The sequence below is a fragment of the Acinetobacter sp. 24-47-67 genome (assembly GCF_056779735.1).
Genome location: NZ_JBWYIK010000001.1, coordinates 411,530 through 435,295 on the forward strand (window position 1 = coordinate 411,530; position 23,766 = coordinate 435,295).

At 38.7% G+C, this 23,766-nt stretch carries 22 protein-coding genes and 1 pseudogene; 16 read left to right on the forward strand and 7 right to left on the reverse strand.

Features of this window, described 5'->3' with window-relative positions:
* Positions 1–11: 11 nt before the first annotated feature.
* Positions 12–791 (reverse strand): HesA/MoeB/ThiF family protein, encoded by a 780-nt coding sequence (locus AC1M9K_RS02165; protein ID WP_481588381.1) that lies wholly within the window; start codon positions 789–791, stop codon positions 12–14.
* Positions 792–1,029: 238 nt separating this feature from the next.
* On the opposite strand from AC1M9K_RS02165, the gene AC1M9K_RS02170 reads away from it, so the two are divergent.
* Positions 1,030–1,956, forward strand: a complete 927-nt coding sequence (locus AC1M9K_RS02170; protein WP_481588382.1) for an N-acetylmuramoyl-L-alanine amidase — start codon at positions 1,030–1,032, stop codon at positions 1,954–1,956.
* A 58-nt stretch (positions 1,957–2,014) separates the two neighbouring features.
* Here AC1M9K_RS02170 and AC1M9K_RS02175 read toward each other — a convergent pair whose 3' ends face one another.
* Positions 2,015–2,779, reverse strand: coding sequence for a 3-hydroxyacyl-CoA dehydrogenase (locus AC1M9K_RS02175; protein WP_481588383.1), 765 nt, complete (start codon positions 2,777–2,779; stop codon positions 2,015–2,017).
* A 281-nt stretch (positions 2,780–3,060) separates the two neighbouring features.
* Here AC1M9K_RS02175 and AC1M9K_RS02180 point away from each other — a divergent pair, with 281 nt between their 5' ends.
* The 3 genes and pseudogenes from AC1M9K_RS02180 to AC1M9K_RS02190 form a co-directional block, all read left to right on the forward strand.
* On the forward strand, positions 3,061–3,414 hold the full coding sequence (locus AC1M9K_RS02180; protein ID WP_481588384.1) for a hypothetical protein: 354 nt from the start codon (positions 3,061–3,063) through the stop codon (positions 3,412–3,414).
* A 293-nt stretch (positions 3,415–3,707) separates the two neighbouring features.
* Positions 3,708–4,679, forward strand: a complete 972-nt coding sequence (locus AC1M9K_RS02185) for an aliphatic sulfonate ABC transporter substrate-binding protein (RefSeq protein WP_481588385.1) — start codon at positions 3,708–3,710, stop codon at positions 4,677–4,679.
* Positions 4,680–4,795: 116 nt separating this feature from the next.
* Positions 4,796–5,497, forward strand: a pseudogene (locus AC1M9K_RS02190) (ABC transporter permease); the annotation flags it as partial.
* Between the two features lie 37 nt (positions 5,498–5,534).
* On the opposite strand, the gene prmC reads toward AC1M9K_RS02190, so the two are convergent.
* Both prmC and prfA read right to left on the reverse strand, forming a co-directional pair.
* The gene (gene prmC, locus AC1M9K_RS02195) at positions 5,535–6,353 is read right to left on the reverse strand and encodes a peptide chain release factor N(5)-glutamine methyltransferase (RefSeq protein WP_481588386.1); all 819 of its coding nucleotides are present in this window, start codon (positions 6,351–6,353) and stop codon (positions 5,535–5,537) included.
* A complete protein-coding gene (gene prfA, locus AC1M9K_RS02200) occupies positions 6,353–7,441 on the reverse strand; it encodes a peptide chain release factor 1 (protein WP_035267080.1) in 1,089 nt (362 codons plus the stop codon). Before prfA ends, prmC begins: the two co-directional genes overlap by 1 nt.
* A gap of 400 nt (positions 7,442–7,841) precedes the next feature.
* Here prfA and AC1M9K_RS02205 point away from each other — a divergent pair, with 400 nt between their 5' ends.
* From AC1M9K_RS02205 to AC1M9K_RS02225, 5 genes are all read left to right on the forward strand, one after another.
* A complete protein-coding gene (locus tag AC1M9K_RS02205; RefSeq protein ID WP_092766183.1) occupies positions 7,842–8,270 on the forward strand; it encodes a glycine zipper domain-containing protein in 429 nt (142 codons plus the stop codon).
* Positions 8,271–8,471: 201 nt separating this feature from the next.
* Positions 8,472–8,978, forward strand: coding sequence for a hypothetical protein (locus AC1M9K_RS02210; protein ID WP_481588387.1), 507 nt, complete (start codon positions 8,472–8,474; stop codon positions 8,976–8,978).
* Between the two features lie 131 nt (positions 8,979–9,109).
* Positions 9,110–10,114, forward strand: coding sequence for an LLM class flavin-dependent oxidoreductase (locus AC1M9K_RS02215; RefSeq protein ID WP_180027642.1), 1,005 nt, complete (start codon positions 9,110–9,112; stop codon positions 10,112–10,114).
* A gap of 289 nt (positions 10,115–10,403) precedes the next feature.
* Positions 10,404–11,333 carry a ferritin-like domain-containing protein gene (locus AC1M9K_RS02220; protein WP_481588388.1) on the forward strand — a complete coding sequence of 310 codons (930 nt, stop codon included), beginning with the start codon at positions 10,404–10,406 and terminating at the stop codon, positions 11,331–11,333.
* Between the two features lie 20 nt (positions 11,334–11,353).
* Entirely contained in the window at positions 11,354–11,911 is a 558-nt protein-coding gene (locus tag AC1M9K_RS02225; protein WP_481588389.1) for an NAD(P)/FAD-dependent oxidoreductase, read from the forward strand.
* 166 nt (positions 11,912–12,077) lie between these two features.
* Here AC1M9K_RS02225 and ppsR read toward each other — a convergent pair whose 3' ends face one another.
* Positions 12,078–12,914: a posphoenolpyruvate synthetase regulatory kinase/phosphorylase PpsR gene (gene ppsR / locus AC1M9K_RS02230; protein ID WP_035267069.1), complete on the reverse strand. Its 837-nt coding sequence runs from the start codon at positions 12,912–12,914 to the stop codon at positions 12,078–12,080.
* Between the two features lie 155 nt (positions 12,915–13,069).
* Here ppsR and ppsA point away from each other — a divergent pair, with 155 nt between their 5' ends.
* From ppsA to cyoE, 7 genes are all read left to right on the forward strand, one after another.
* The gene (gene ppsA, locus AC1M9K_RS02235) at positions 13,070–15,448 is read left to right on the forward strand and encodes a phosphoenolpyruvate synthase (protein ID WP_035267067.1); all 2,379 of its coding nucleotides are present in this window, start codon (positions 13,070–13,072) and stop codon (positions 15,446–15,448) included.
* Between the two features lie 80 nt (positions 15,449–15,528).
* Positions 15,529–16,290 (forward strand): RDD family protein, encoded by a 762-nt coding sequence (locus AC1M9K_RS02240; RefSeq protein WP_092766178.1) that lies wholly within the window; start codon positions 15,529–15,531, stop codon positions 16,288–16,290.
* Positions 16,291–16,579: 289 nt separating this feature from the next.
* Positions 16,580–17,644, forward strand: coding sequence for a ubiquinol oxidase subunit II (gene cyoA / locus AC1M9K_RS02245; protein WP_092766177.1), 1,065 nt, complete (start codon positions 16,580–16,582; stop codon positions 17,642–17,644).
* Between the two features lie 3 nt (positions 17,645–17,647).
* Positions 17,648–19,636 (forward strand): cytochrome o ubiquinol oxidase subunit I, encoded by a 1,989-nt coding sequence (gene cyoB, locus AC1M9K_RS02250; RefSeq protein WP_035267062.1) that lies wholly within the window; start codon positions 17,648–17,650, stop codon positions 19,634–19,636.
* A gap of 4 nt (positions 19,637–19,640) precedes the next feature.
* The gene (gene cyoC / locus AC1M9K_RS02255) at positions 19,641–20,258 is read left to right on the forward strand and encodes a cytochrome o ubiquinol oxidase subunit III (protein ID WP_035267060.1); all 618 of its coding nucleotides are present in this window, start codon (positions 19,641–19,643) and stop codon (positions 20,256–20,258) included.
* A complete protein-coding gene (gene cyoD, locus AC1M9K_RS02260) occupies positions 20,255–20,587 on the forward strand; it encodes a cytochrome o ubiquinol oxidase subunit IV (RefSeq protein ID WP_171076771.1) in 333 nt (110 codons plus the stop codon). The genes cyoC and cyoD overlap by 4 nt, the downstream gene beginning before the upstream one ends.
* A 10-nt stretch (positions 20,588–20,597) precedes the next feature.
* Positions 20,598–21,476, forward strand: a complete 879-nt coding sequence (gene cyoE, locus AC1M9K_RS02265; RefSeq protein ID WP_481588390.1) for a heme o synthase — start codon at positions 20,598–20,600, stop codon at positions 21,474–21,476.
* 137 nt (positions 21,477–21,613) lie between these two features.
* Here cyoE and AC1M9K_RS02270 read toward each other — a convergent pair whose 3' ends face one another.
* The gene (locus tag AC1M9K_RS02270; RefSeq protein ID WP_481588563.1) at positions 21,614–22,252 is read right to left on the reverse strand and encodes a prolyl oligopeptidase family serine peptidase; all 639 of its coding nucleotides are present in this window, start codon (positions 22,250–22,252) and stop codon (positions 21,614–21,616) included.
* Positions 22,240–23,631: a prolyl oligopeptidase family protein gene (locus tag AC1M9K_RS02275; protein WP_481588391.1), complete on the reverse strand. Its 1,392-nt coding sequence runs from the start codon at positions 23,629–23,631 to the stop codon at positions 22,240–22,242. Before AC1M9K_RS02275 ends, AC1M9K_RS02270 begins: the two co-directional genes overlap by 13 nt.
* Positions 23,632–23,766: the final 135 nt, after the last annotated feature.

The window sequence follows — 23,766 nt, forward strand, 5'->3', positions numbered from 1 at the left end:
AGTGTAGCAAATTAAATTGTCTTTGCGGATTGACTGATGTGACAGATTTGACATTCTTTATCCTTGTCAAAATTCAAAATTCGCTGTTGCATGTTCCTTCCATTCCATAGAAGGATCTTCTGTTTTAATGGTGTTAAATTTAACCCCAGATATAATAGCGCATGATGTGCTTGCATACTTGCCATCAGGTTAGGAGTTGTTGCTAAAACTCCTGAATCTGCACACCTTAAACTCTCATCTGCATGATCTTCTTTAGGAAAAAGACATTCATAACATGCTGATTCACCATCCACCATAAATAACTGCCCCTGCAAACCAATCGCAGATGCACTAATGAGTGGAACATTTGCATCCTTACAGATTTGATTGACCAAATAACGGGTTTCAAAATTATCACAACCATCTAACACAAGATCTTGATGTGTAATCAGTGCGGCAGCATTATTAAAATCAATTTTAGAAGTGATGTATTCAATCTTAATATAAGGATTAATTTGAGAAATTTTCTTTGCTAACACTTCAGCTTTGTAAAAACCCACATCATGATGATCAAAGGCAATTTGTCGCTGTAAATTACTGATTTCTACAGTATCAGCATCGATGAGTGTCAATTTACCTACGCCTGCTCTCGCCAATAACTCTGCAGTCAAACACCCTATTCCACCACAACCAATAATAAGCACATTGGACAGCTTTAATCTTTCTTGTGCATCAATATCCCAATCCTCTAGTAATATTTGTCTTGCGTACAACTGTAGTTCAACATCACTCAGTTCAATGCTATCACTCACCTAAACACCCTGATTTCATGCTTGTATAAGCCTATGATACCGAATAAATAACCAGTCTATTCATATAATTCTGAAGATAATTTTTACCTTAGAAGATCCATACCTTATTGTTACAATTCGATTAGATATTTAATTTTTCTTATTTTATTTTTAATTATTTATAAACATAATCTCAATAATTGCTTCACTAGCAATTGATTTTAAAAACATCTAACTCCAATAAATGACAGTCCTACTTATGAATAAAAAAATTTTAGCACTCGCTGCATTATTAGTTTCGAGTTTATTTCTGGCAGCGTGTAAAGATGAAAAGATCACCAACATTACATACGTCAATCAAGGTTCGGATACCCAACCAGAATATATAGAAAGCACGCTTTATGATCTGGACGAAGAGAATACTTCACCCAATCAAGACAATCGGCAAATGTTCTTGATTCTGCACTACACAGCAGTATCTAAAGACGAAACATTGGCTTTGTTTAAAGATCCTAATTTCCCTGCCAGTAGTCACTATTTTGTACCCGAATTATCAACCAATGGTAAATTTACTGTGTACCGTCTTGTGCCTGATGATAAAAGAGCTTGGCATGCTGGCGCGAGTTCTTGGCAGACCAACAGTAGTTTGAATGCCTCGAGTATCGGAATTGAAATTGAAAATCTCGGTTTCCCTGCAGATGATGAACAACTCCCTTTGATGCAACGTCGATGGTATCCATTTTCATCAAAACAACAAATCGAAGTCCTTGCAGATATTATTTTAAAAATTACTAAAAAATACGAGATCAGACCCGACCGAATTTTGGGGCACAGTGATATTTCTCCAGGTCGTAAATTTGATCCAGGTCCGCTATTTCCTTGGAAACGTTTATATGAAGATTATAACATCGGTGCTTGGTACGATAACGACACTGTAAATTATTATCGTACTTATCATCCTTGGAAGAATGATATTGCTTCGTTACAAAGCAAATTGGCATTATACGGATATAACATTCCTGTCACTGGTCAATACGATCAAGTCACTCAAAATGTTGTATCCGCATTCCAAATGCATTTTTATCCTGAGAAATATGATGGTTTCGCGGATATTGAAACTGTAGCCCGCCTTGATGCATTACTTGAGAAGTATCGAAATGTAGCTCGTCCGGCGATTTCACCATAAAACATCTGAGATCAGTTTAGTCGTCTATTTAAGTGAAGACTAAACTGATTTTCATATATTATTTTGGCGCCATACGAATTGCGCCATCCAATCGAATCACTTCACCATTTAAATACGAATTTTCAAAGATATGTCCAACCAGTTTCGCAAATTCTTCAGGTTTGGCTAAACGTGGTGGGAATGGAACCATCTGTCCCAATGCATCCTGCACATTTTGCGGAAGACCTTTGAGCATCGGGGTTTCCATGATTCCTGGCGCAATAGTCATAACACGGATCTTTTCACGTGCTAACTCACGCGCCAATGGTAAAGTCATACCAACAACAGCGCCCTTGGATGCAGAATATGCAGCTTGACCAATTTGACCATCAAAAGCAGCAACTGAAGCCGTGTTCACAATGACACCACGTTCTTCCTCTTCCCCCGAAAGCGTATACTGTGACATTAATTGCGCAGCATATCGCAACATATTAAAGGTTCCACTGACGTTGATATTCAGCACTGTTTGGAACATATCTAAGGCATGCAGGCCATCACGACCAAGCACTTTAGCTGATGGTGCAATACCAGCACAGTTGATTAAACCATTTAATTGTCCATATTTTTCTTGTATGTATGCAAAGAATGATTCAACTGATTTTTCATCAGTTACATCTAGTTGAATAAATTCTGCACCAATTTCTTGACCCGTCTGCTCGCCCAAAGATGCATTCATATCAACAATTATGACTCGAGCACCCTGCTGTTGAAGATAAGCTGCTGTCGCCGCACCTAACCCAGAAGCGCCGCCTGTAATAACAATCACTTTTCCTTGAATATTCATAAATCTCATTATCCTTTTTTAGTTTTAAGTTGGCTTTAGGGTAATCCTCCTCTAATACGGATTCAATTTATTCAGTGACCAATTGGTATAAAAAATTCGAAAAAGTTATAATTTAATATTTATTTTATATAAAAATTAATCACACATTACGGTTAAGTTTGCTTTAGTGACATGATTTAAAAACCATACAGTCATCGTTATTCTTTTGAATTCGGCTAATAATTAGACTATTTTAATCTTATTCATTTCGGCATTTTGCCATATCTCCTAAAGGTTCAATCATGTTTAAAATGATCGATGTCTTAGAGCAAAATTTTGCTCAAACTTTCCCCCATTCACTTAACCAAGATGCAGATCGAATTTCAGAGCAGCTTCAAATGAGCATTCTGAATGCATCTGAAATAGATTTAAAAAATGCAATCAATCATTTCCTAGACACTCAAGATGCAAGTGAAACTGCACTTGCGTTAGATATTTCAACTGAACGTCTTAATGAACTGAAATCTGGCATTGCGTTAAAAGATGCTTCGAAAATTTCGGACACTCTAAAAGTAGTGGCGCTATGCTTGGCTTTGGAGTCAGACTCATTAGACCTTCTTGAAGTGAGCGATATTTCAACTGAGTATTTTGTATAATTTGAGTGTTGAGATCAAACTCATAGGGTTTGGTCTCATTTTCTCTCTTAGTCTTATTATATTAAATTATGTGACCTTCATCTCATTGCACTAATTCATATAAAGTTCTGATAAATCACTATATTTTCACAAAACCACAATATTTATAAAATATTGATTTGATTTCAATGTGTTAACTCATAATTTTAACTTTATCAAAATTTATTCTTTTAATATCTCATTTTCTTTTTTGTCACAAATCATCTGAAAGGCTATTTATATCGAAAATTTAGCGAATTAAATCAGGTACTTTAGTGAAAAAATCAATATCTCTATTGAAATTAGGACTGTTGGGTTTAGTAATTAGTGTTGTTCATAGTGGAGCTATTGCTGCCCTCCCTAAGGAAATCAAACTGGATTATGCCTATTATGCTCCTACGAGCTTAGTGGTTAAAAATCAAAAGTTATTAGAAAAGGCTTTACCCAATACCAAAATCAAATGGGTATTTAGTCAAGGCAGTAATCGCTCCTTAGAATATCTCAATAGCGGCAGTGTTGATTTTGCTTCAACAGCTGGTCTTGCCGCTGTATTAAGTCGTGCCAATGGTAGCCCTGTTAAAACGATTTATATCCAAAGCCAACCTGAGTGGACAGCTTTGGTCGTGCCAAAAGATTCCCCGATTAAATCCCTAAAAGATCTAAAAGGTAAAAAAATTGCCGCGACAAAAGGAACTGACCCATTTTTATTTACGCTACAGGCTTTAGATACCGTTGGATTGAATAAAAAAGATGTACAGCTTGTTCATTTACAGCATCCAGATGGCAAAACGGCGTTAGAGCGTAAACAAGTGGATGCTTGGGCTGGCTTAGACCCTTTGATGGCATCAACTCAAGTCCAGTCGGGTGCAAAACTGCTTTATCGTAATGTAGGCTTTAATAGTTATAGCGTGCTAAGCGTCAAAGAGCCATTTACTCGATCTAGCCCAGAAGCAATTGAAGCCGTAATTAAAGCGTATGAGCAAGCACGTAAATGGGCAAAAGCCAATCCAGATAAACTGGCGCAGTTACTCGCCACTGAAGCTAAACTACCTTTAGAGGTTGCAAAACTTCAGCTTCAGCGTACTGACTTTAATCAAAATATTCCTAAAGCCCAACACATTAATGCACTACAAAAATCCGGCAAAATCTTGACTGAAGAAGACTTAGTTCGTAAAGGAACAAATGTAAATCAAGTTGTTCAACAGTTATTTAATGCCTCATTCGCTCAAAAAGTGGTGACAAAATAATGGCGATCAGTGAAAAAGCGATTGAACATCGGAATATCGATGTCCATTCACAACTGTCGACAAAAGGGAATAAATGGTTGAAAGGTATTTTCCTCCCTGTATTACTGGTACTGCTGTGTGAAATTTTGGTTCGAGGTGGTGTAGTTGAACCTTATCTGCTACCTGCTCCAAGTAGCTTATTTGTTTCCCTGCAAGAACTTGCTCAGAATGATTTAGGTCAACATATTTGGGCAAGTACATGGCGAGTGTTTTTAGGGTTTGCTATTGGTAGTGGTTTAGCACTATTTTTTGCAGTTTTGGTTGGGCTCAATCGCCATGCAGAAGAGTTTATTGAACCGACCTTTTCTGCAATTAAGTCAATTCCTAGTCTTGCGTGGATTCCTCTCCTTTTGTTATGGCTTGGTATTGACGAATCCTCAAAAATCACCCTCATTGCGATTGGTGCTTTTTTTCCAACCTATACCAATACTGTGACTGGTATTCATGGTGTCGACCGAAAATTGATTGAGTTGGCTCAAGTGTATAGACTGAATCGCTGGCAACAAATCTACCAAATCGTTTTACCCGCAGCTTCACCATCTATCCTTACAGGCTTGCGCAATAGTCTGAGTTTAGCTTGGATGTTTATGATTGCCGCCGAACTCATTGCAGCAACGCAAGGTATCGGATATTTGTTAAGTGATGGACGTGAAACATCGCGTCCAGATATTGTGATCATTGCCATTATTTTATTGGCAATATTGGGGAAAATCACTGATACCATAATGAAAGTATTTGAATCAAAATTATTGTTATGGCGTGATGTCATCAAAAGATGAATCAATAAAAAAGCGACCTAAAGTCGCTTTTTTATTTCTAATGAGGCCATTGTGCTAAAGTCACGCGATCGTTACCACCATAATCTTTAACGGTTCTCACTTTCTTATAACCTGCTTGACGAAATAGATGCTGAACAGCGTCTGCTTGATCATATCCATGCTCAAGTACCACCCAACCTTCAACAGTCAGATGCTTCTTGGCTTGTAAAATAATTTGCTCAAGATCCGCTAAACCTTTTTTATCAGAGATTAATGCACGTTGAGGTTCGGTCGCCAAATTGTGCATATGTTCATCTGCTGGATCAATATAAGGCGGATTAGACACAATGACATCAAAAAATTGACGGCCAAACGGTTTTAACCAACTGCCTAATACAAATTCAACCTGATCTAAGTCATGTTGCTCAGCATTAAATTTAGCGACCTCCAATGTAGGCTCATAAATATCGGTTGCTGTTACAGACCAATTAGGACGTTCGGAAGCGAGTGACAATGCAATGGCGCCTGTCCCAGTTCCTAAATCTACAACGCGCGCATCCTCAGGCAACTCTAACTTTAAAACTGTCTCCACCAAAACTTCGGTGTCTGGTCTAGGCACCAAAGTATCGGACGTCACTTTTAAGTCCAATGTCCAAAAAGGTTGCGAACCTGTGACATAAGCTAAAGGCTCACCTGCTTCAATCCGAGCAATCGCCTCTCGATACGCCTGCTCTTGTTCTGCAGTGAGCTCTTTATCCTTCTTCATCACCAAATCGAATGAATCGATTTTAGTGATATGTTCGAGCAACCAAGCATTTTCTTGACGCTCATAACTTTCAGGCTCACCACGCAGTGCAAGCGCTTGTTGAATGTTCATTAACCACCATTCTGCTGTGCAAGCATTGCCAATTGATCCGCTTGATATTCACGATGTAAGCTATCTAAAAGCTCAGTCAAATCTCCCTCCATCACTGCATCCAACTTATATAAAGTTAAGTTAATACGATGATCAGTCATACGACCCTGAGGATAATTATAGGTACGAATACGTTCTGAACGATCACCTGAACCCACCAAATCACGGCGCATTTCAGATGTCGCAGCATCAGCTGCTGCACGTTTAGCATTCTCAAGACGAGATGCCAATAATGCCATTGCCTTTGCTTTGTTCTTATGTTGTGAACGCTCTTCCTGACATTCAACAACAGTACCTGTCGGAATATGCGTGATTCGTACAGCAGAATCCGTTTTATTAACGTGCTGACCACCCGCCCCAGATGCACGATAAGTATCAATACGCAAGTCTGAAGGGTTAATATCTACAGTCGTATCAACATCAATTTCAGGAAGAATTGCAACGGTACAAGCTGAAGTATGAACTCGCCCCTGTGATTCAGTTGCAGGAACGCGCTGAACTCGATGAGCACCGCTTTCAAATTTTAAGCGTCCGTAAACACCTTCACCATTAATTAAACAAATAATTTCTTTGTAACCGCCATGTTCACCTTCATTTTCAGAAAGGATTTCGACACGCCAACCCTGTGATTCAGCATATTTACTGTACATACGGAATAAATCACCAGAGAAAATCGCAGCTTCATCGCCACCTGTCCCTGCACGTACTTCCAGATATGCAGAGTTCGCATCATTTGGATCTTTCGGAATCATCAGAATATTCAATTCTGCCTCTAAAGATTCAATTAATGCTTTATTCTCTTTAATTTCTTCTTGTGCCATTTCCTTAAAGTCAGGATCTGACAACATTGCTTCAGCCGTTACAATATCTTCTTCCGCTTGGGTATATTTTTTCCAAACAGTGGTGATTTCAGTCAAATCATTGTGTTCACGTGACAAATTACGGAAACGCTTATTGTCGGAAATGACTTCAACATCAGCCAATAGCGCTTCTAATTCTTCATGACGATCACAAAGTTGGTCTAATCGTAAACGTAACGATTCTTTCATGTTAAATAAAATCTCTAATACTGGATTAATTTAAGGACTGCCTTAAATTAATATTTCTAAAATTGCGAGTAGTTTAACGACTCTGACATTCAATTAACATATTTATATAGAATGACTTTGCAAAACCATTTTCATTCCTTGTCACACCCAATTAATGGATAATCAAAAATTAGCTCCATAACTGCCAAGTTTAAAAACTGTTTACTGAATCAACTCTCCATAGTTTCTTCTTAATCAGCCCAATAATGCATATTGAATGATCAGTTGTAATATAAAAACAACATTGTGCAACCAAAACGTAAAACTCTAGGTTAACTTCTACATATTTAGCGCTTCAATTCTTGTTACATTGTGCTCAACGAATTATTACTCGTCCACGAACAAGGACATGGAGTCACACATGAAATTAAATACCCTATTAATGTCAGCCACCTTAGCCACTGCATCAATGTTCACGGTATCTGCACATGCAGACAGTACAGCGCGTGTCGCTGCTGCGAGTGCTTTAGGTAGTGTAGCAGGTACAGCAATTGGTAAAAACATGGGTGGCACAACAGGTGCAACTTTAGGTGCAGCACTTGGTGGTGCTGGTGGTGCTGCTGTTGCTAGTAATAAACGTAACCGTACTGAATCTGCCATCGGAGGTGCATTAGGTGGCGGTGCGGGTTATACCGTAGGTAATAGTATGGGTGGAACCAATGGCGGTTATATCGGCTCTGCTTTAGGTGCTGCTGGTGGTGCTGCTCTTGGTAACAAAATTGCGAAAGACAAAGCATATGATTCACGTCAAGATCGTAAATGGAAAAAGAAAAAACATAGCCGTCGTTAATATAATCTGATTGATCGTTTCCCCTTTGAATACTCTGTATTCACCTCGATGCGCCTTAGGGCGCATTTTTTTATTAACAAATTAATTATGGATAAATTAGGGAGAGAAAAATACAAACCAGCAACTTGCTCTCCAAAATGATTGCAGAAATTTGGATTAAATTAAAACCATCAAATATAAGACTTCGACAAGGAGTTCACCATGAAATTTAATTCAAAGTTATTTGCTGCTGCGATCGCAACTGCGGCCTTGAGTACAACAACTGCTTATGCTGATAGTTCGTCTAGAGTTACCCTCACATCTGCTTTAGGTGGAGTCGTTGGTGCTGCGATTGGTCAACAAATGGGTGGCTCGACTGGAGCAATGATCGGATCAGCGATTGGTGGTGCTGGTGGCGCAGCTGCATCAGCGAACAAAAAAGATCGTAATGCTGCTGCAATTGGTGCTGCATTAGGTGGTGCTGGTGGTTACACCGTTGGTAATAATATGGGCGGAACAAATGCTGGTTATGCTGGGGCCGCATTAGGTTCAGCTGGTGGTTCAGTTTTAGGTAAAAAAGTGGCTGAAGATCGTCGCGAAGATGACTATAGAGATCGTTATGATCGCCGTGAAAGCGGTTATCGCAATTCAAACTATCGTTATAATGACCGTAATTACAGAAGTGACAATGGTCGTCATTTAGGCTGGTATAAAAACGGTAAACGCTAATCCCAAACTCTTAGAATTCAAGCGCTCAACTTAGAGCGCTTTTTTATTTACACTTATATCGTTTTTTTTCAATATACAAATACTCAAGTTCGTATTAACATCTTTATGAGTGTTCAAAAGAGTAGAAAGTTATGCGAAGCTTAAAAGATATCGAGTTTTCAGTATTGGAACTCGCTCCTGTACGTGATGATAAAACGATTGCTTTTTCACTACAGCATGCTTTGGAGTTAGCACAAAAAATCGAACAATTGGGTTTTAAACGACTGTGGCTTGCAGAACACCATAATATGGACGGTATCGCAAGCTCAGCTACAGCTGTATTATTAGGTTATATCCTTGCTAACACCTCCTCTTTAAAAGTAGGTTCTGGCGGAATCATGCTGCCTAATCACGCACCACTTGTTGTAGCAGAACAATTTGGAACACTAGCAACGCTTTATCCTGATCGAGTTGAGCTCGGACTAGGACGCGCACCAGGTACAGATCAATTGACCATGCGTGCCTTACGCCGAGGTCGTCAAGAGACTGAAGATCAATTTCCACAAGACGTGCTCGAAATTTTGAGCTATTTGGGAGATCCATCGCCACATCAAAGAATCAAAGCGACACCAGGTCAAGGAACACATGTTCCCGTATGGCTGTTAGGTTCTAGCTTATTTAGCGCACAATTGGCAGCTAAACTTGGCTTACCTTATTCTTTTGCTTCTCACTTTGCCCCTCGTATGCTGGGTCAAGCGATTCAACTTTACAGAGAAAACTTCGAACCTTCTGAATATTTGGATCGTCCTTATGTATCAATGGGCGTTCCAACTGTTGTAGCTAATACTGATGAAGAAGCTGAATACTTGGCTACTAGCGCTTATCAACGTGTATTAGGCTTAATGCGTGGGCAAAGCTTAAAACTCAAACCTCCAGTTAAATCAATGGATGGAATTTGGTCTGCTCCAGAAAAGATGTCAGTTGACAATTTTTACGCAATGGCTCAAATCGGATCACCAGAAACAGTGAAACAAGGTCTTGAACAACTACTGGTGCCTTATGATGTAGATGAGTTTATTTTTACCTGTGATATCTACGATACTGACAAACGTATTCAAAACTTTGAGTATTTAATGCAAATTAAGCAAAACGCTTAGATCGATAAGATCCTGAAATGATTGAGTAATGGTTTTGATTTCAAATCTATTATTAATTACTCTTTCATTTCTTGAGTTTGTCAAACAACTATTGGCAATAAATGACATCGAATGTCCCTAAAAGACTATTCCAATGAAAAAATTCTTTTAACCAACAATATTAATTATTCATAATCAAATACTTAAAATTTGGCATTTTATATCAAACTAAAATAAGCACTTCTGCAAAATACATCACATTTTTAAGCGATAAAATTTCATGATTAAAAAATAAATACGGATGTATAACATGGCCTCTATCGACTTAGAAAAAATGTTGGATAAAGTAAAACATACTCAATGGACACTCTCGTATATTGACTGGGATGCTCCTGGCAAAGAATTAGTCACCGCAGAACAGTGGCCCAAGCTTAAAGATTTTATGGCTGATTTAATGTGGATCGAACATGTAGGTGCTCGTGCATTTTCTGCGATGTCAAAAAAAGCACCGACAGATACGCTTCGCGAAATGTATGCCATTTTCCACGCTGAGGAACAGCGTCACGCCAATGCCGAAATGGCACTGATGAAAAGATGGGGTATGCTTGAAGGCGATATTCCTAAACCCAATAAAAATTTAAGACTGATTATCGAATGGCTCGACACTTATGCTGATGAAATGCCCTTCTATATTCTAGGTGCTGTCATTCCGATGCTGGAAGTCGCTCTTGATGGTGCACTTTGTACATTCCTATTGGATACTGTAGAAGACCCAGTTTGCCATCAAGCTTTTAAACTGATTAATGGCGATGAAGCTCGTCATTTAGGTGTTGGATTTAGTGTCATGGAAGATCAAGGCTACAATAAAACCTTTATTGAGCTTTCTAAAATGGCAGCGCGAGTTGTAGATCCACGTTTATTACTTGGTATTCTTGCCTACTTACCACTCATTAATAAAATGCGTGATAATGTGATTAAACTAGGTCTGCCAGAAGAAAAGCTCTATGCAGCGATGCACAAATTTGCTCGAATAGGTGGACGTACTGCAGAAGGTCGTCGTAATCCTTGGTATCAAATTATTAACTTCCATGCACGAAGTGCCATGAACCGACGTAATAAATGGTTTCATATCCCTGTCGACACTATGGTAAAAATGACTGATAAGATTCCAGAAAAATCTTTACCTAAAATCCCATCTTGGATATATGAATTAACTGCAGAACCAAAAGCAACCCACTAAAACAATAATTAGGTACAGAAATGAAAAAAAGGAATAAAGCCCACACGGATTCGTTCTTTCATAATGAAGCTGAGTATTTTTCCAACTTTAAAGGAAAAATTATCTCAGCTGAGGACATCAAACAAACCGATTTTTCAGGATTAAAGGTCGCGATTATTGGTGCCAATCAAATGTCAGTTTCACATTTAGATGTGGTTTGTCAAAATGCGCTATTCGTCAAAGTATTTCAAATGACACCTCATTTCGTTTTGCCACACACTGAAAAAGGGATTCAAAAAATTATTGCTCATCCCCTTATCGCTAAAAATAAACGATTATTTAATCAGCGAATTAAGACGACATTGGCAATACGATATTTAGATTCTCAGATTTCAGATACTTGGTTAAAAAGACAATTGATGCCAAATCCAGCTTCGTCGCAAAAAATATTTTTTAAATCCGATCATTATTACAGCGCCTTACAGCGAGAAAACTGTAAATTGATCACATGGCCAGTCGTGAAAATTACTGAAAATGCCGTTCAAAGTATGGAAGGAATCGAACACTTAGTAGATATTATTATTACAACGTACGAATAGTGATCATCATTTTGTAGATAAATGTGATTCTAAATGATATTTTATGATGAAATTATAGACACTTGAATTATATAATTTTTGAATTTTATGAGTATTTATGACGATTAATCTCTTAATAAAAAGAAGCACAGCTAGTGCTTCTTTTTTTTAAATTAGATTTACCGATTTAACCAATCCGGCGTTTCAAGCCTGTCATTTGCAATACTCGTGTTGAGATTTCTTCAATCGACATTTCTGAAACATTTAGATATTTAATCCCTTCAGAAATATAAATACCTTCGATTGCACGCAATTCCATCTGACATTGGCTAAAACTTGCATAACGACTGTTGGCTTTGCGTTCAGATCGAATTGCCACCAAACGATCAGCATCAATCATTAATCCAAACAATTTATGCTTATGTGGACGTAAAACTGCTGGCAAACGGTTGTCATCCAAATCTTCTTCAGTTAACGGATAGTTCGCAACTCGAATACCAAATTGTAATGACAAATAAATTGAGGTCGGTGTTTTACCAGAACGCGACACTCCAATCAAAATTAAGTCCGCTTTATCATAGTGTCTTGTACGTGCGCCATCATCATTATCCAGCGCGAAATGTACAGCATCAATACGTGCCTTATAAGACTCAGAATCAGTCACAGCATGCGTTTGTCCGACTAAAGTTGTAGGGGCTGTTCCAAGCACCTCAGATAGCTTACTAATTAACCCTTCAAACACATCTAAATTAACTGCATTTGCCGTATTGATGATATCCCGAACATAGGGATCCACAAGAGTATCAAAGACAAGAGGTTGTTGGCCATCAGACTCTGCGCGCGCGTTAATCTCTGCAACGACGTTCATTGCGGCTTCTTCTGTAGTGATATACGGAATGATATGAATATCAAAATCGACATGAGGAAATTGAGCCAATAAAGAATGCCCGAGTGTTTCAGCCGTAATGGCAGTACCATCGGAAATAAAAAAAACACTTCGTTTAATATCTTTACTTTCTGCCATTAAATTAATCCTCAAATATTTGTCTAAGTACTATATAATCTTTATAGTAAACCGATCTTACATGACTGTCGCTTAGTAATGAAAGTTTGCTAAGTTTTCACAGAAAAATATCATGCCAAGATAGTGATTAATACTGCAAAAGTGGAGTAACAACTTTGGAAGCACGCGTAATCGGTCTGGAAAAATTAGGTAAACACGACGTAGAAATCGTGGGCGGTAAAAACTCATCTCTAGGCGAAATGATCAGCCATTTAGCAAATGCTGGTGTATCAGTTCCAGGTGGTTTTGCAACAACTGCTGCAGCTTACCGTGAATTCCTTGAGCAAAGTGGTCTAAATGCCAAAATTTCAGCCGAGCTCAAACAACTCAATGTTGACGACGTAAATGCACTTGCTGAAACTGGTGCTAAAATTCGTCAATGGATCGTTGATACTCCGCTTACTCCAGCACTTGAAAAAGAAGTTCGTGATGCATTCGCAACTCTTTCTAACGGCAACCCTGAGATCGCGGTTGCCGTTCGTTCATCTGCGACTGCAGAAGATTTACCAGACGCATCTTTTGCAGGACAACAAGAGACTTTCCTAAACATCCGCGGTATTGACAACGTCTTAATCGCGATTAAGGAAGTTTTTGCTTCACTTTATAACGACCGCGCAATTGCTTACCGTGTACACCAAAACTTCGATCATGACATCGTTGCTCTTTCTGCTGGTGTGCAACGTATGGTTCGCTCAGAAACTGGTGCTGCTGGTGTAATGTTTACACTGGACACTGAATCTGGTTTCCGTGACGTTGTATTCATTACTGCATCTTACGGTTTAGGCGAAATGGTCGTACAGGGTGCTGTAAACCCTGATGAATTCTATTTATCTAAGCCACTTTTAAATGCAGGTAAACACGCAGTATTGCGTCGTAACCTCGGCTCTAAACACCAAAAAATGATCTATGGTGAAGAAGGCTCTGCAGGTAAATCAGTTGTTGTTGTGGATGTTGAAAAAACTGAACGCCAACAATTTGCTTTAAATGATCAAGAATTACAAGAACTTGCTAAGCAGGCGTTAATCATTGAGCAACACTATGGTGCGCCAATGGATATCGAATGGGCGAAAGACGGTGATGATGGTCAAATTTACATCGTTCAAGCACGTCCTGAAACTGTGAAAAGCCGTGAGAATGTCGGCACAATGGAACGCTACCTATTAAAACAAAAAGGTACAGTTCTTTGTGAAGGTCGCTCAATCGGTCAACGTATCGGTTCTGGTAAAGTACGTATTGTTAATTCAATCAAAGAGATGGACAAAGTCCAAGATGGCGACGTTCTTGTTTCTGACATGACCGATCCTGATTGGGAACCAGTTATGAAACGTGCTGCTGCGATCGTTACAAACCGTGGTGGTCGTACTTGTCATGCCGCGATTATTGCACGTGAACTCGGTGTTCCAGCGATTGTTGGATGTGGTAACGCAACAGAAGTTCTTGTTGATGGTCAAGAAGTAACTGTTTCATGTGCTGAAGGCGATACAGGTTTCATTTACGAAGGCGCTTTAGATTTCGAAGTTCAACGTAACTCGATTGAATCTATGCCAACACTTCCGTTCAAAATCATGATGAACGTTGGTAACCCTGATCGTGCATTTGACTTCGCTCAAATTCCAAACGAAGGTATTGGTCTTGCACGTCTAGAGTTCATCATCAACCGTATGATTGGTGTTCACCCTAAAGCATTACTCAATATTGACAGCTTACCTCGCGAAACACGTGCAGCTGTGATGACCCGTACTGCAGGTTACTCTTCACCGATCGAATTCTACGTTGAAAAACTCGTTGAAGGTATTTCTACACTTGCTGCTGCATTTGCTGATAAACCTGTCATCGTACGTATGTCAGACTTCAAATCGAATGAATACGCGAACTTAATCGGTGGTAAGTTATACGAACCTGAAGAAGAAAACCCGATGTTGGGCTTCCGTGGTGCGAGCCGTTATGTTTCTGACAACTTCCGTGACTGCTTCGAATTAGAATGCCGTGCATTGAAGAAAGTTCGTGATGAAATGGGTCTAACTAACATTCAAATCATGATCCCATTCGTCCGCACAGTTGCTGAAGCAAAACGTGTTATTGAACTTCTTGCTGCAAATGGCTTAAAACGTGGTGAAAATGGTCTTAAAGTGATCATGATGTGTGAATTACCAACCAATGCCCTACTTGCTGAACAATTCTTAGAACATTTTGATGGTTTCTCAATCGGTTCAAATGACTTAACTCAGTTAACGCTTGGGCTTGACCGTGACTCAGGCATCGTTTCTCATTTATTTGATGAACGCGATCCAGCAGTAAAAGCTCTTCTTTCAATGGCGATTCACGCATGTCGTAAAGCAGGCAAATATGTGGGTATTTGTGGCCAAGGACCATCAGACCACCCAGATCTTGCTCGTTGGTTAATGGAACAAGGTATCGAATCTGTTTCACTCAACCCAGACTCAGTTTTAGATACATGGTTCTTCTTATCTGAAGAAAAGACTAAACAAGCTTAATAAACTATGTTAAAAAAAGACCCATTCATGGGTCTTTTTTTTTCCCCATTATTTTTAGTAATTTTTGAGAAATTAGGTTTATGCAAATTTACTTGGCGAGAAATAATCAACAAGCTGGACCGTATACGGTAGAGCAGTTAAATCAAATGCTCTCGAGCCAACAAGTTTTACTCACAGACTTGGTCTGGCATCAAGGTATGACTGAATGGAAAGCTTTAGGTGAACTCACTCAAGGAAAATTATATTACCAACCTGAAGGCTATCAACCCACTCCACCAGCACAACAAAGCTATTCAAATCCTTCAATTTCGAGTGTCAATGTTCAAAAGAATACTGCACAGCAAGAACTTGCCTCAATTGGATCACGATTTTTAGCTAAACTCGTTGATCTGGCGCTGTGGTTGCCTGCCATGGTGATTCCTTCATTCTTTATGCAGGAAGAACAAGTTGCTCAATTGACTGAACTTCAGCAAAAAATGCAGAATGCTAGCTCATCAGATCAAGCAATCAAATTACAGGAACAGTTATTTACACTGATTCCAATGGAAGCTTGGCAAGCAATGTTGGTTTACATTGTATTAATGCTAGCTGCTCAAGCATTTTTAATTGCGAAAAGTGGTCAAAGTTTAGGTAAAAAAGTAGCAAAAATTCAAATTGTTGATGCTGAAAATGGACAGCAAGTAAACTTAATGCGCGCATTCACATTGCGTAGTGTGATTTTTATTGTATTGAATTTACTCTTTATGCCATTCATTACCATCATTGATCATGCCTTCGGTCTAAGTCAAAAAAGACAAACTTTGCACGATAAATTAGCAAAGACTAAAGTCATAAAACGATAATTTTTATCTTAGGGGAGCAAATGCTCCCCGTTGTTTTGCCTCTGTTTTCACATCAAAAGTAATCAATTCTTCAACCAATTCCGACCAAACAAATTGGGTTTAATCCTTATATTTAAAGGCACTTTACATATAGCTTAGTTGGTCGTTATAGGGCATAATGCCCTACAACGTAGCGGTGTCATATGACTGAAATTCAGTAAATGTAATTTTCTGTTTTTCAATCATGTGACACTATAATCGCTATCCCATAATTTTATTAGGGAATGGGACTCTTCACCGAGGTTGTAAAATGAGACAAACAATTTTAGCTGTATTGTCTTTATCAACGCTTGCCGTGCTCTTAACAGGGTGTGGCGGTGATATGGTACTTCTAAACTCAAAAGGTCCAGTAGCACAAGGTCAGTCTGATCTTATGATGACTGCGATCTACCTCATGCTATTGGTAGTAATTCCATCAGCATTGATGGCTTTATGGTTTAGTTGGAAATATCGTGCGTCAAATAAAGATGCAGACTATAAACCTACATGGGCACACTCTACTATTATTGAAATCGTAGTGTGGGGTATCCCGTGTATTATTATTGGTATTTTAGCGTATTTAACATGGTGGGGCTCACACAAGTATGACCCTTATCGTCCGCTAGAATCAGAGAAATCACATTTAACTATTCAAGTTATTGCTGAACAGTTTAAATGGGTTTTTGTTTACCCTGAACAAGAAATTGCAACAGTTAACGAAGTTCGTTTCCCAGAAAAAACTCCGATTAATTTCAATATCACCTCTAACTTCACAATGAACTCTTTCTTCATTCCTCAGTTAGCGGGTCAGATTTATGCAATGGCGGGTATGCAAACTCAACTTCACGTCCTTGCGGATAATGAAGGTGTATACCGTGGTTTCTCTTCGAACTATTCAGGCTATGGTTTCACACAAATGCGCTTCCAAGCTCATTCTGTTTCAGAAGCTAAGTTCGCTGAATGGGTGTCTGCAGTAAAAGCTGGTAACGGTACTTCAATTAACCCTGAAGCTGTTCAAAAAACAGTTTTAGACCAAGCTGAATTTGCAACCTTGCGTGATGGTAACCGTTCAGAGAAACAAATCGCTGCGATGGTTCGTAACGCTAAAACCGATCTAGAGAAGCAACAAGCTGAAATTGCTCAAAAAGAAGGTCCATATAAGGCACATCCTCATCCTGTGACTTACTACTCTTCTGTTGAAAAAGGCTTGTTTGAATCAATTATCAACAAATACATGGCAAACTACCACGGTGCGGATCACTCAGCTAAAGCTGAAGGTCATGCTGTAGCTGCTGATGTAAATGCTGAACCTGCTTCTTCAGTTGTAGGGGAATAAGACATGAGCTTCTTAGGTAAGTTAAGTGTAGATGCTATCCCGTACGATCCAATCGTACAGGTAACAGTGTTAATGATGATTTTAGGTGGTATTGCAGTATTTGCCGGTATCACTTATTTCAAAAAATGGGGCTACTTGTGGAACGAATGGTTCACATCTGTAGACCATAAAAAAATTGGTATTATGTACCTTATCGTTTCTGTAATCATGTTATTACGTGGTTTCGCGGATGCGATTATGATGCGTCTTCAATTGTTCCTTGCAAAAGGCGGCGGCGAAGGCTATCTACACCCTGAACACTACGACCAGATTTTCACCGCACATGGTGTAATCATGATTTTCTTCGTAGCGATGGGTCTTGTAGTGGGTATGATGAACATTTCTGTTCCACTACAAATTGGTGCGCGTGACGTAGCATTCCCATTATTAAACTCTTTAAGCTTCTGGTTATTCGCTGGTGCTGCTGGTTTGATGATGGTTTCTCTTGCGCTTGGTGAGTTTGCGGCAACTGGTTGGATGGCTTACCCTCCTCTTTCAGGTATCGAATACTCTCCTGGTGTTGGTGTTGACTACTATATCTGGGCACTTCAGATCTCTGGTCTTGGTACACTTCTTACTGGTGTTAACTTCTTCGTTACCATCATTAAAATGCGTGCTCCTGGCATGGGTCTTATGGATATGCCGATCTTTACGTGGACATCTTTATGTACTGCAGTATTGATCATCGCATCATTCCCAGTGTTGACTGCAACAATTGCAATGTTAACGCTTGACCGTTACTTCGGTTTCCACTTCTTTACAAATGACATGGGTGGTAGCCCAATGTTGTATGTAAACTTGATTTGGACATGGGGTCACCCAGAAGTTTATATCTTGATCTTACCTGCATTCGGTCTATTCTCTGAGATTACTTCTGTATTCTCTCGTAAGACATTGTTTGGTTACAAATCAATGGTGTATGCAACGATCGCGATTACAGTTCTTGCATTCGTTGTATGGTTACACCACTTCTTTACAATGGGTTCAGGTGCCAACGTTAACGCGTTCTTCGGTATCATGACCATGATTATCGCGATTCCTACAGGTGTGAAAATCTTCTCTTGGTTATTCACAATGTATAAGGGTCGTATTACCTTCACATCACCTATGTACTGGACAGTTGGCTTCTTAGTGACTTTCGGTATCGGTGGTTTGACTGGTGTACTTATGGCGGTTCCACCTGCGGACTTCCTTGTACACAACTCACTATTCCTAATCGCTCACTTCCATAACGTAATTATTGGTGGTGTTGTATTTGGTATGTTTGCTGGTATTACTTTCTACTGGCCGAAAATGTTCGGTTGGCAGTTAAGTGAATTCTGGGGCAAAGCATGCTTCTGGTTCTGGTTCTTCGGTTTCTACTTCGCGTTCATGCCATTGTATATCCTAGGTTTCATGGGTATGACTCGTCGTCTAAACTCGTATGACAACCCAGACTGGGATCCATATGTTGGTATCGCATTATTCGGTGCTGTATTAATCGCAATTGGTATTGCTTGTTTCATCATGCAAATCATTGTTGGTTTCTTACAACGCGAACAAACTCGTGACGTTACAGGCGATCCATGGGATGCACGTACGCTTGAATGGGCGACTTCATCTCCAGCTCCATTCTATAACTTTGCAGTATTGCCTCAAGCGAACGGTATCGACCGCTTCTGGACTGACAAAGAAAATGGTGTAGCTTACGCACGTCCTGCTAAATATGAAGATGTTCATATGCCAACTAACCGTGCTGCGGGTGTACTTATTGCACTGATCATCACTGTTATGGGCTTTGCACTTATCTGGCACATTTGGTGGTTAGCGATTGTTTCTTTCGTTTCTGCAATCATCGGCTTTATCTGGAGCTCATTCACGAAGAAAGTGGATTACTATGTTCCAGCTGCTGAAGTAGAACGTATTGAAAACGAACGTTATGCGTTACTCGAAAAACACTTGAAGAAGGACTAAGGATATGGCTGAAGTACTTCATCACGAAAACCACGAGCATGATGAACATCATCACGATGATACAGACATCACGGTCTTTGGTTTTTGGACTTACTTGATGAGTGACTTGATTTTATTCGGTACACTCTTCATCGCGTTCGCTGTATTAAGCAGTCATATTCCACCTGGCACTCCAAGTGCAAAGGATCTTTTTGCAGATTCTTTAGGTTTCGTTTTAACTGAAACTTTCGCACTTTTGATTTCATCAGTGACATTTGGTTTTGCGGTACTTGCTTCTTACAAGAAAAATGTTGGTCAAGTTCTAGCTTGGTTAGCAGTTACATTTGTATTCGGTGCAATCTTCATCGGCATGGAACTTTATGAATTTAATCATTTAGTTCATGCTGGTCATGGACCAAGCGTTAGTGCGTTCTTATCTGCGTTCTTTACTTTAGTTGGTACGCACGGTATTCACGTTACTTCTGGTTTGGTATGGATGATCGTGTTGATGATTCAAATCAAAAAATATGGTTTGACTACAATCAATACTCGTCGTCTTGCTTGCCTAAGCTTGTTCTGGCACTTCCTTGACATCGTATGGATCTGCGTATTCAGCGTAGTGTACTTAATGGGAGTATTATAATGAGTCATGATCATAATGCTGCTGGTGCATCACACGGTAACGTAAAGCAATACACAATCGGTTTTGTACTTTCTGTTTTATTGACTGTAGTTCCATTCTACATGGCAATGAATACTGATAGCTTCAGCCGTGGTGCAATTATTGCTGTTATCGGTATTACAGCTGTTGCTCAGGTACTTGTACAATTAGTTTACTTCTTGCACATGAACTCATCTTCAGAGCAACGTTGGAACGTGATTGCATTTATCTATACAATTCTAACTATTGCTGTTCTTTTAGTTGGTTCTGTATGGATCATGAACTACTTACATTCAAACATGATGATCTAAACTGATTGTCATGTTTAAAAAGTACTTATTCCTGACTAAGCCAGGAATTCTCTTTGGTAACTTTGTTACCACTTTGGGTGGCTACTTTGTAGCTACCCAAGGTTCAGTAGATTTCCTTCTCCTGCTTCTTACCCTCATTGGCACTACCCTCGTAGTTGCATCTGGATGTGTGGTTAATAACGTTATTGATCAAGACATCGACCAAAAAATGCAGCGCACTCAAAATCGTGCGTTAGTTAAGAAAACCATTTCTGTTCAAATTGCATTAGCTTTTGCTTTGCTGTTAGGCATAATCGGTTTTGGTATTTTATGGTTTTGGGTAAATGCGTACGCTTTTTTATTCGCAGTTATTGGTTTTGTCGTATATGTTGGTTTTTACAGCTTATGGACAAAACGAACAACGATCCACCAAACTGTGGTCGGTAGTATTTCTGGTGCAGCCCCCCCTGTCATTGGATATACAGCGGTCGCGAATCAGTTCGATTTAGGTGCGCTACTCATTTTCTTGGGTTATGCATTTTGGCAAATGCCTCACTCATGGGGAATTGCAATTTATCGTTTTGATGATTATAAAAATGCAGGTATTCCGATTCTTCCTGTTGCGCGCTCGATTGTTCGCACCAAGATCGAATCGCTGATTTACATTGTGCTATTTGCAATTTCAATGAACGCTTTATTTGTATTTGGCTATGCAAACTGGCTTTATTGTATAATTCTCAATGTATTGACTGTTTATTGGCTATATTTAAATATCATTGGATTTAAAGCTGAAAATGATCAATTATGGGCAAAGAAATATTTCTTATTCTCTGTTCTCCTAATTACGATTATCAGTATTTGCTTTAGTTTTACTGCTACTGCACCAATAAACAATCTTGTCATTTTTTAAAAGATAGAGAAGCCTCTATCTTTTTTTTATTTTGATACAGATTCATTTAAAATAAGAATAAACACAAAAAAGGATTCTTTATTATTTAGTTTCCACTGAATACCCATAAATTACTTAAAATCGAAAATATTAATTCATCACCTAAAACCAACTTCAAATAAAAATGAACTGACTAAAGCTGAATGAAATGCGCTCAGTTTCTTATTTGCAAAAATGCTATGCCCACCATCAACTTGTTCATAAAAATATACATTTGGAATATTCATAGATTTCATTTTAGCCGCCATTTTTCTGGCATGCGCAGGCGTAACTCGATCATCGGTAGTTGTGGTGTAAAATAGCACAGCGGGTAATTTAGCTGTACTTTCAAAATATTCGTCCAACAAATGATAAGGCGAGATGGTTTTTAAATATTTTGCATCTTGGCTATCTAAAGGATCTCCGTATTCGGCAATCCACGAATAACCTGCCCCTATTTGAGTAAATCTCAACATATCGAGTAGAGGAACCTCACAAACAATTGCACTGAATAAATCTGGGTATTGCATCAGCATATTCCCCATTAATAATCCACCATTACTACCACCAATAGCAGCTAGCTTTTCTTTTATAGTCACGCCTCGATCTATAAGGTGTTGTGCAACTGCAGAAAAATCCTCATATGACTTATGTCGATTATGTTTTAATGCTTGTTGATGCCAATCAGGGCCATACTCATTTCCCCCTCTAATATTGGCTATAACATATACAACACCTTTAGATATTAACGATTCAATTTCTTTTCCAAAAACCTAGGTGTAAGTGAAACTTCAAAACCTCCATATCCCTCAATCAAAACTGGTAAGTGATTCAACTGAGATTGTTCTAAAGAAATTTGAAAATATGGAACTTTGGTACCATCTTTTGACAATGCAAAATGTTGCGCAACTCGATAGTGTGATTGATCAATTGAATGAGCCTTAGACTTCAATTTTTGTTTTTTCATTGATTCAAGTTCGACAAAATATTGTGTTGGTGGATTTATAAAACTCTGAATCGATATCAATACATCGTTATTAAAATTTTCGACTGAATCTATGGTTATTTGCGAATACGGCTCATCTGGATAGATTGCGTCGACTAATTTTATCCCTGATTGAATATCATACACTTCCAGATAATTGGACACATCTTTCATGATGTCTAAAATCAGGAAATCCTGAGTGAACGTATAATTACTTAGAGTTTTACAAGTAGAAGACTTGAAAATCACATCAAACTCACGATCTCCATTTTTAAATGCATCAAAATCTATGCACATTAAACTACCCGCTAGATAACCAGCCGAAATATCCCAATGGGATTTCAACTCAATCAACATTAAGTTACGGTAGAAAGAAACACGCGCATCTTTGGGCACATTTAATTTAAATTGCTCTTCACCGACAAAATACTCACTCTCGTAAAAGTTTATGATTCGAGTAAAGACATGTCTTTCATAACCCTTACAATGATCTAGAAATGCAAATGCCGACAAATCCTGATCAAAAACTTCAAATACAGTCTTTGCTTCATTTAACGGTGTATCTCTTTTCCATCTCTTAACGATTTTTGGATAACCAGATAAAGTTAAACTGCCGTCTCCGAAGTCTGTCATCACATATATTTCATTTTGGCTAATCCAGCGAACTTGTGTTTTAGCAGATTCAATAAAAAATCCACCATCGACAAAGTTTCTTTCAGCAAGATTAAATTCTCGAATTTGAACTGAATCAGCTCCATTTTCTGATAGGTACACGAGACAATACTGATCATCAATCTCTAGCCTTTCAACGCCACCAAAAAACCACTTCACGCCCTCATCGGCACTTAACTGATCGAAATCAATCAACGTTTCCCATTGAATATCCTCTTTCTGATAGTTTTCCAATAATGCTCTACGCCAAACTCCTAGTACATTAATGTGGTCTTGCCAAAAGTTATAAACATAAGCACCTATTTTAGAAATGTATGGAAGTGCTTGTGCTTCGAATAAAACTTTCTCCAAACCAACATATGTCTCTTTAAAAAATTGATTTTGAGTTAATTCTTCTGATGTTAATGTGTTTTCTTTCTGTACCCAATCCAATGATTTTTTGCTGTTTATCTCTTCAAGATATAAAAATTGATCAGTCATTATGTTCTTATTTAAGCAAATTATTTAGACATCACTGTATTTAGAATCATTGTAATGATCTAGCAGACTGTCATTGAATATATGTAATGCAGAAAATTTTCGTATTTCAACTCATTGACTTGAAATTTAGGTTCA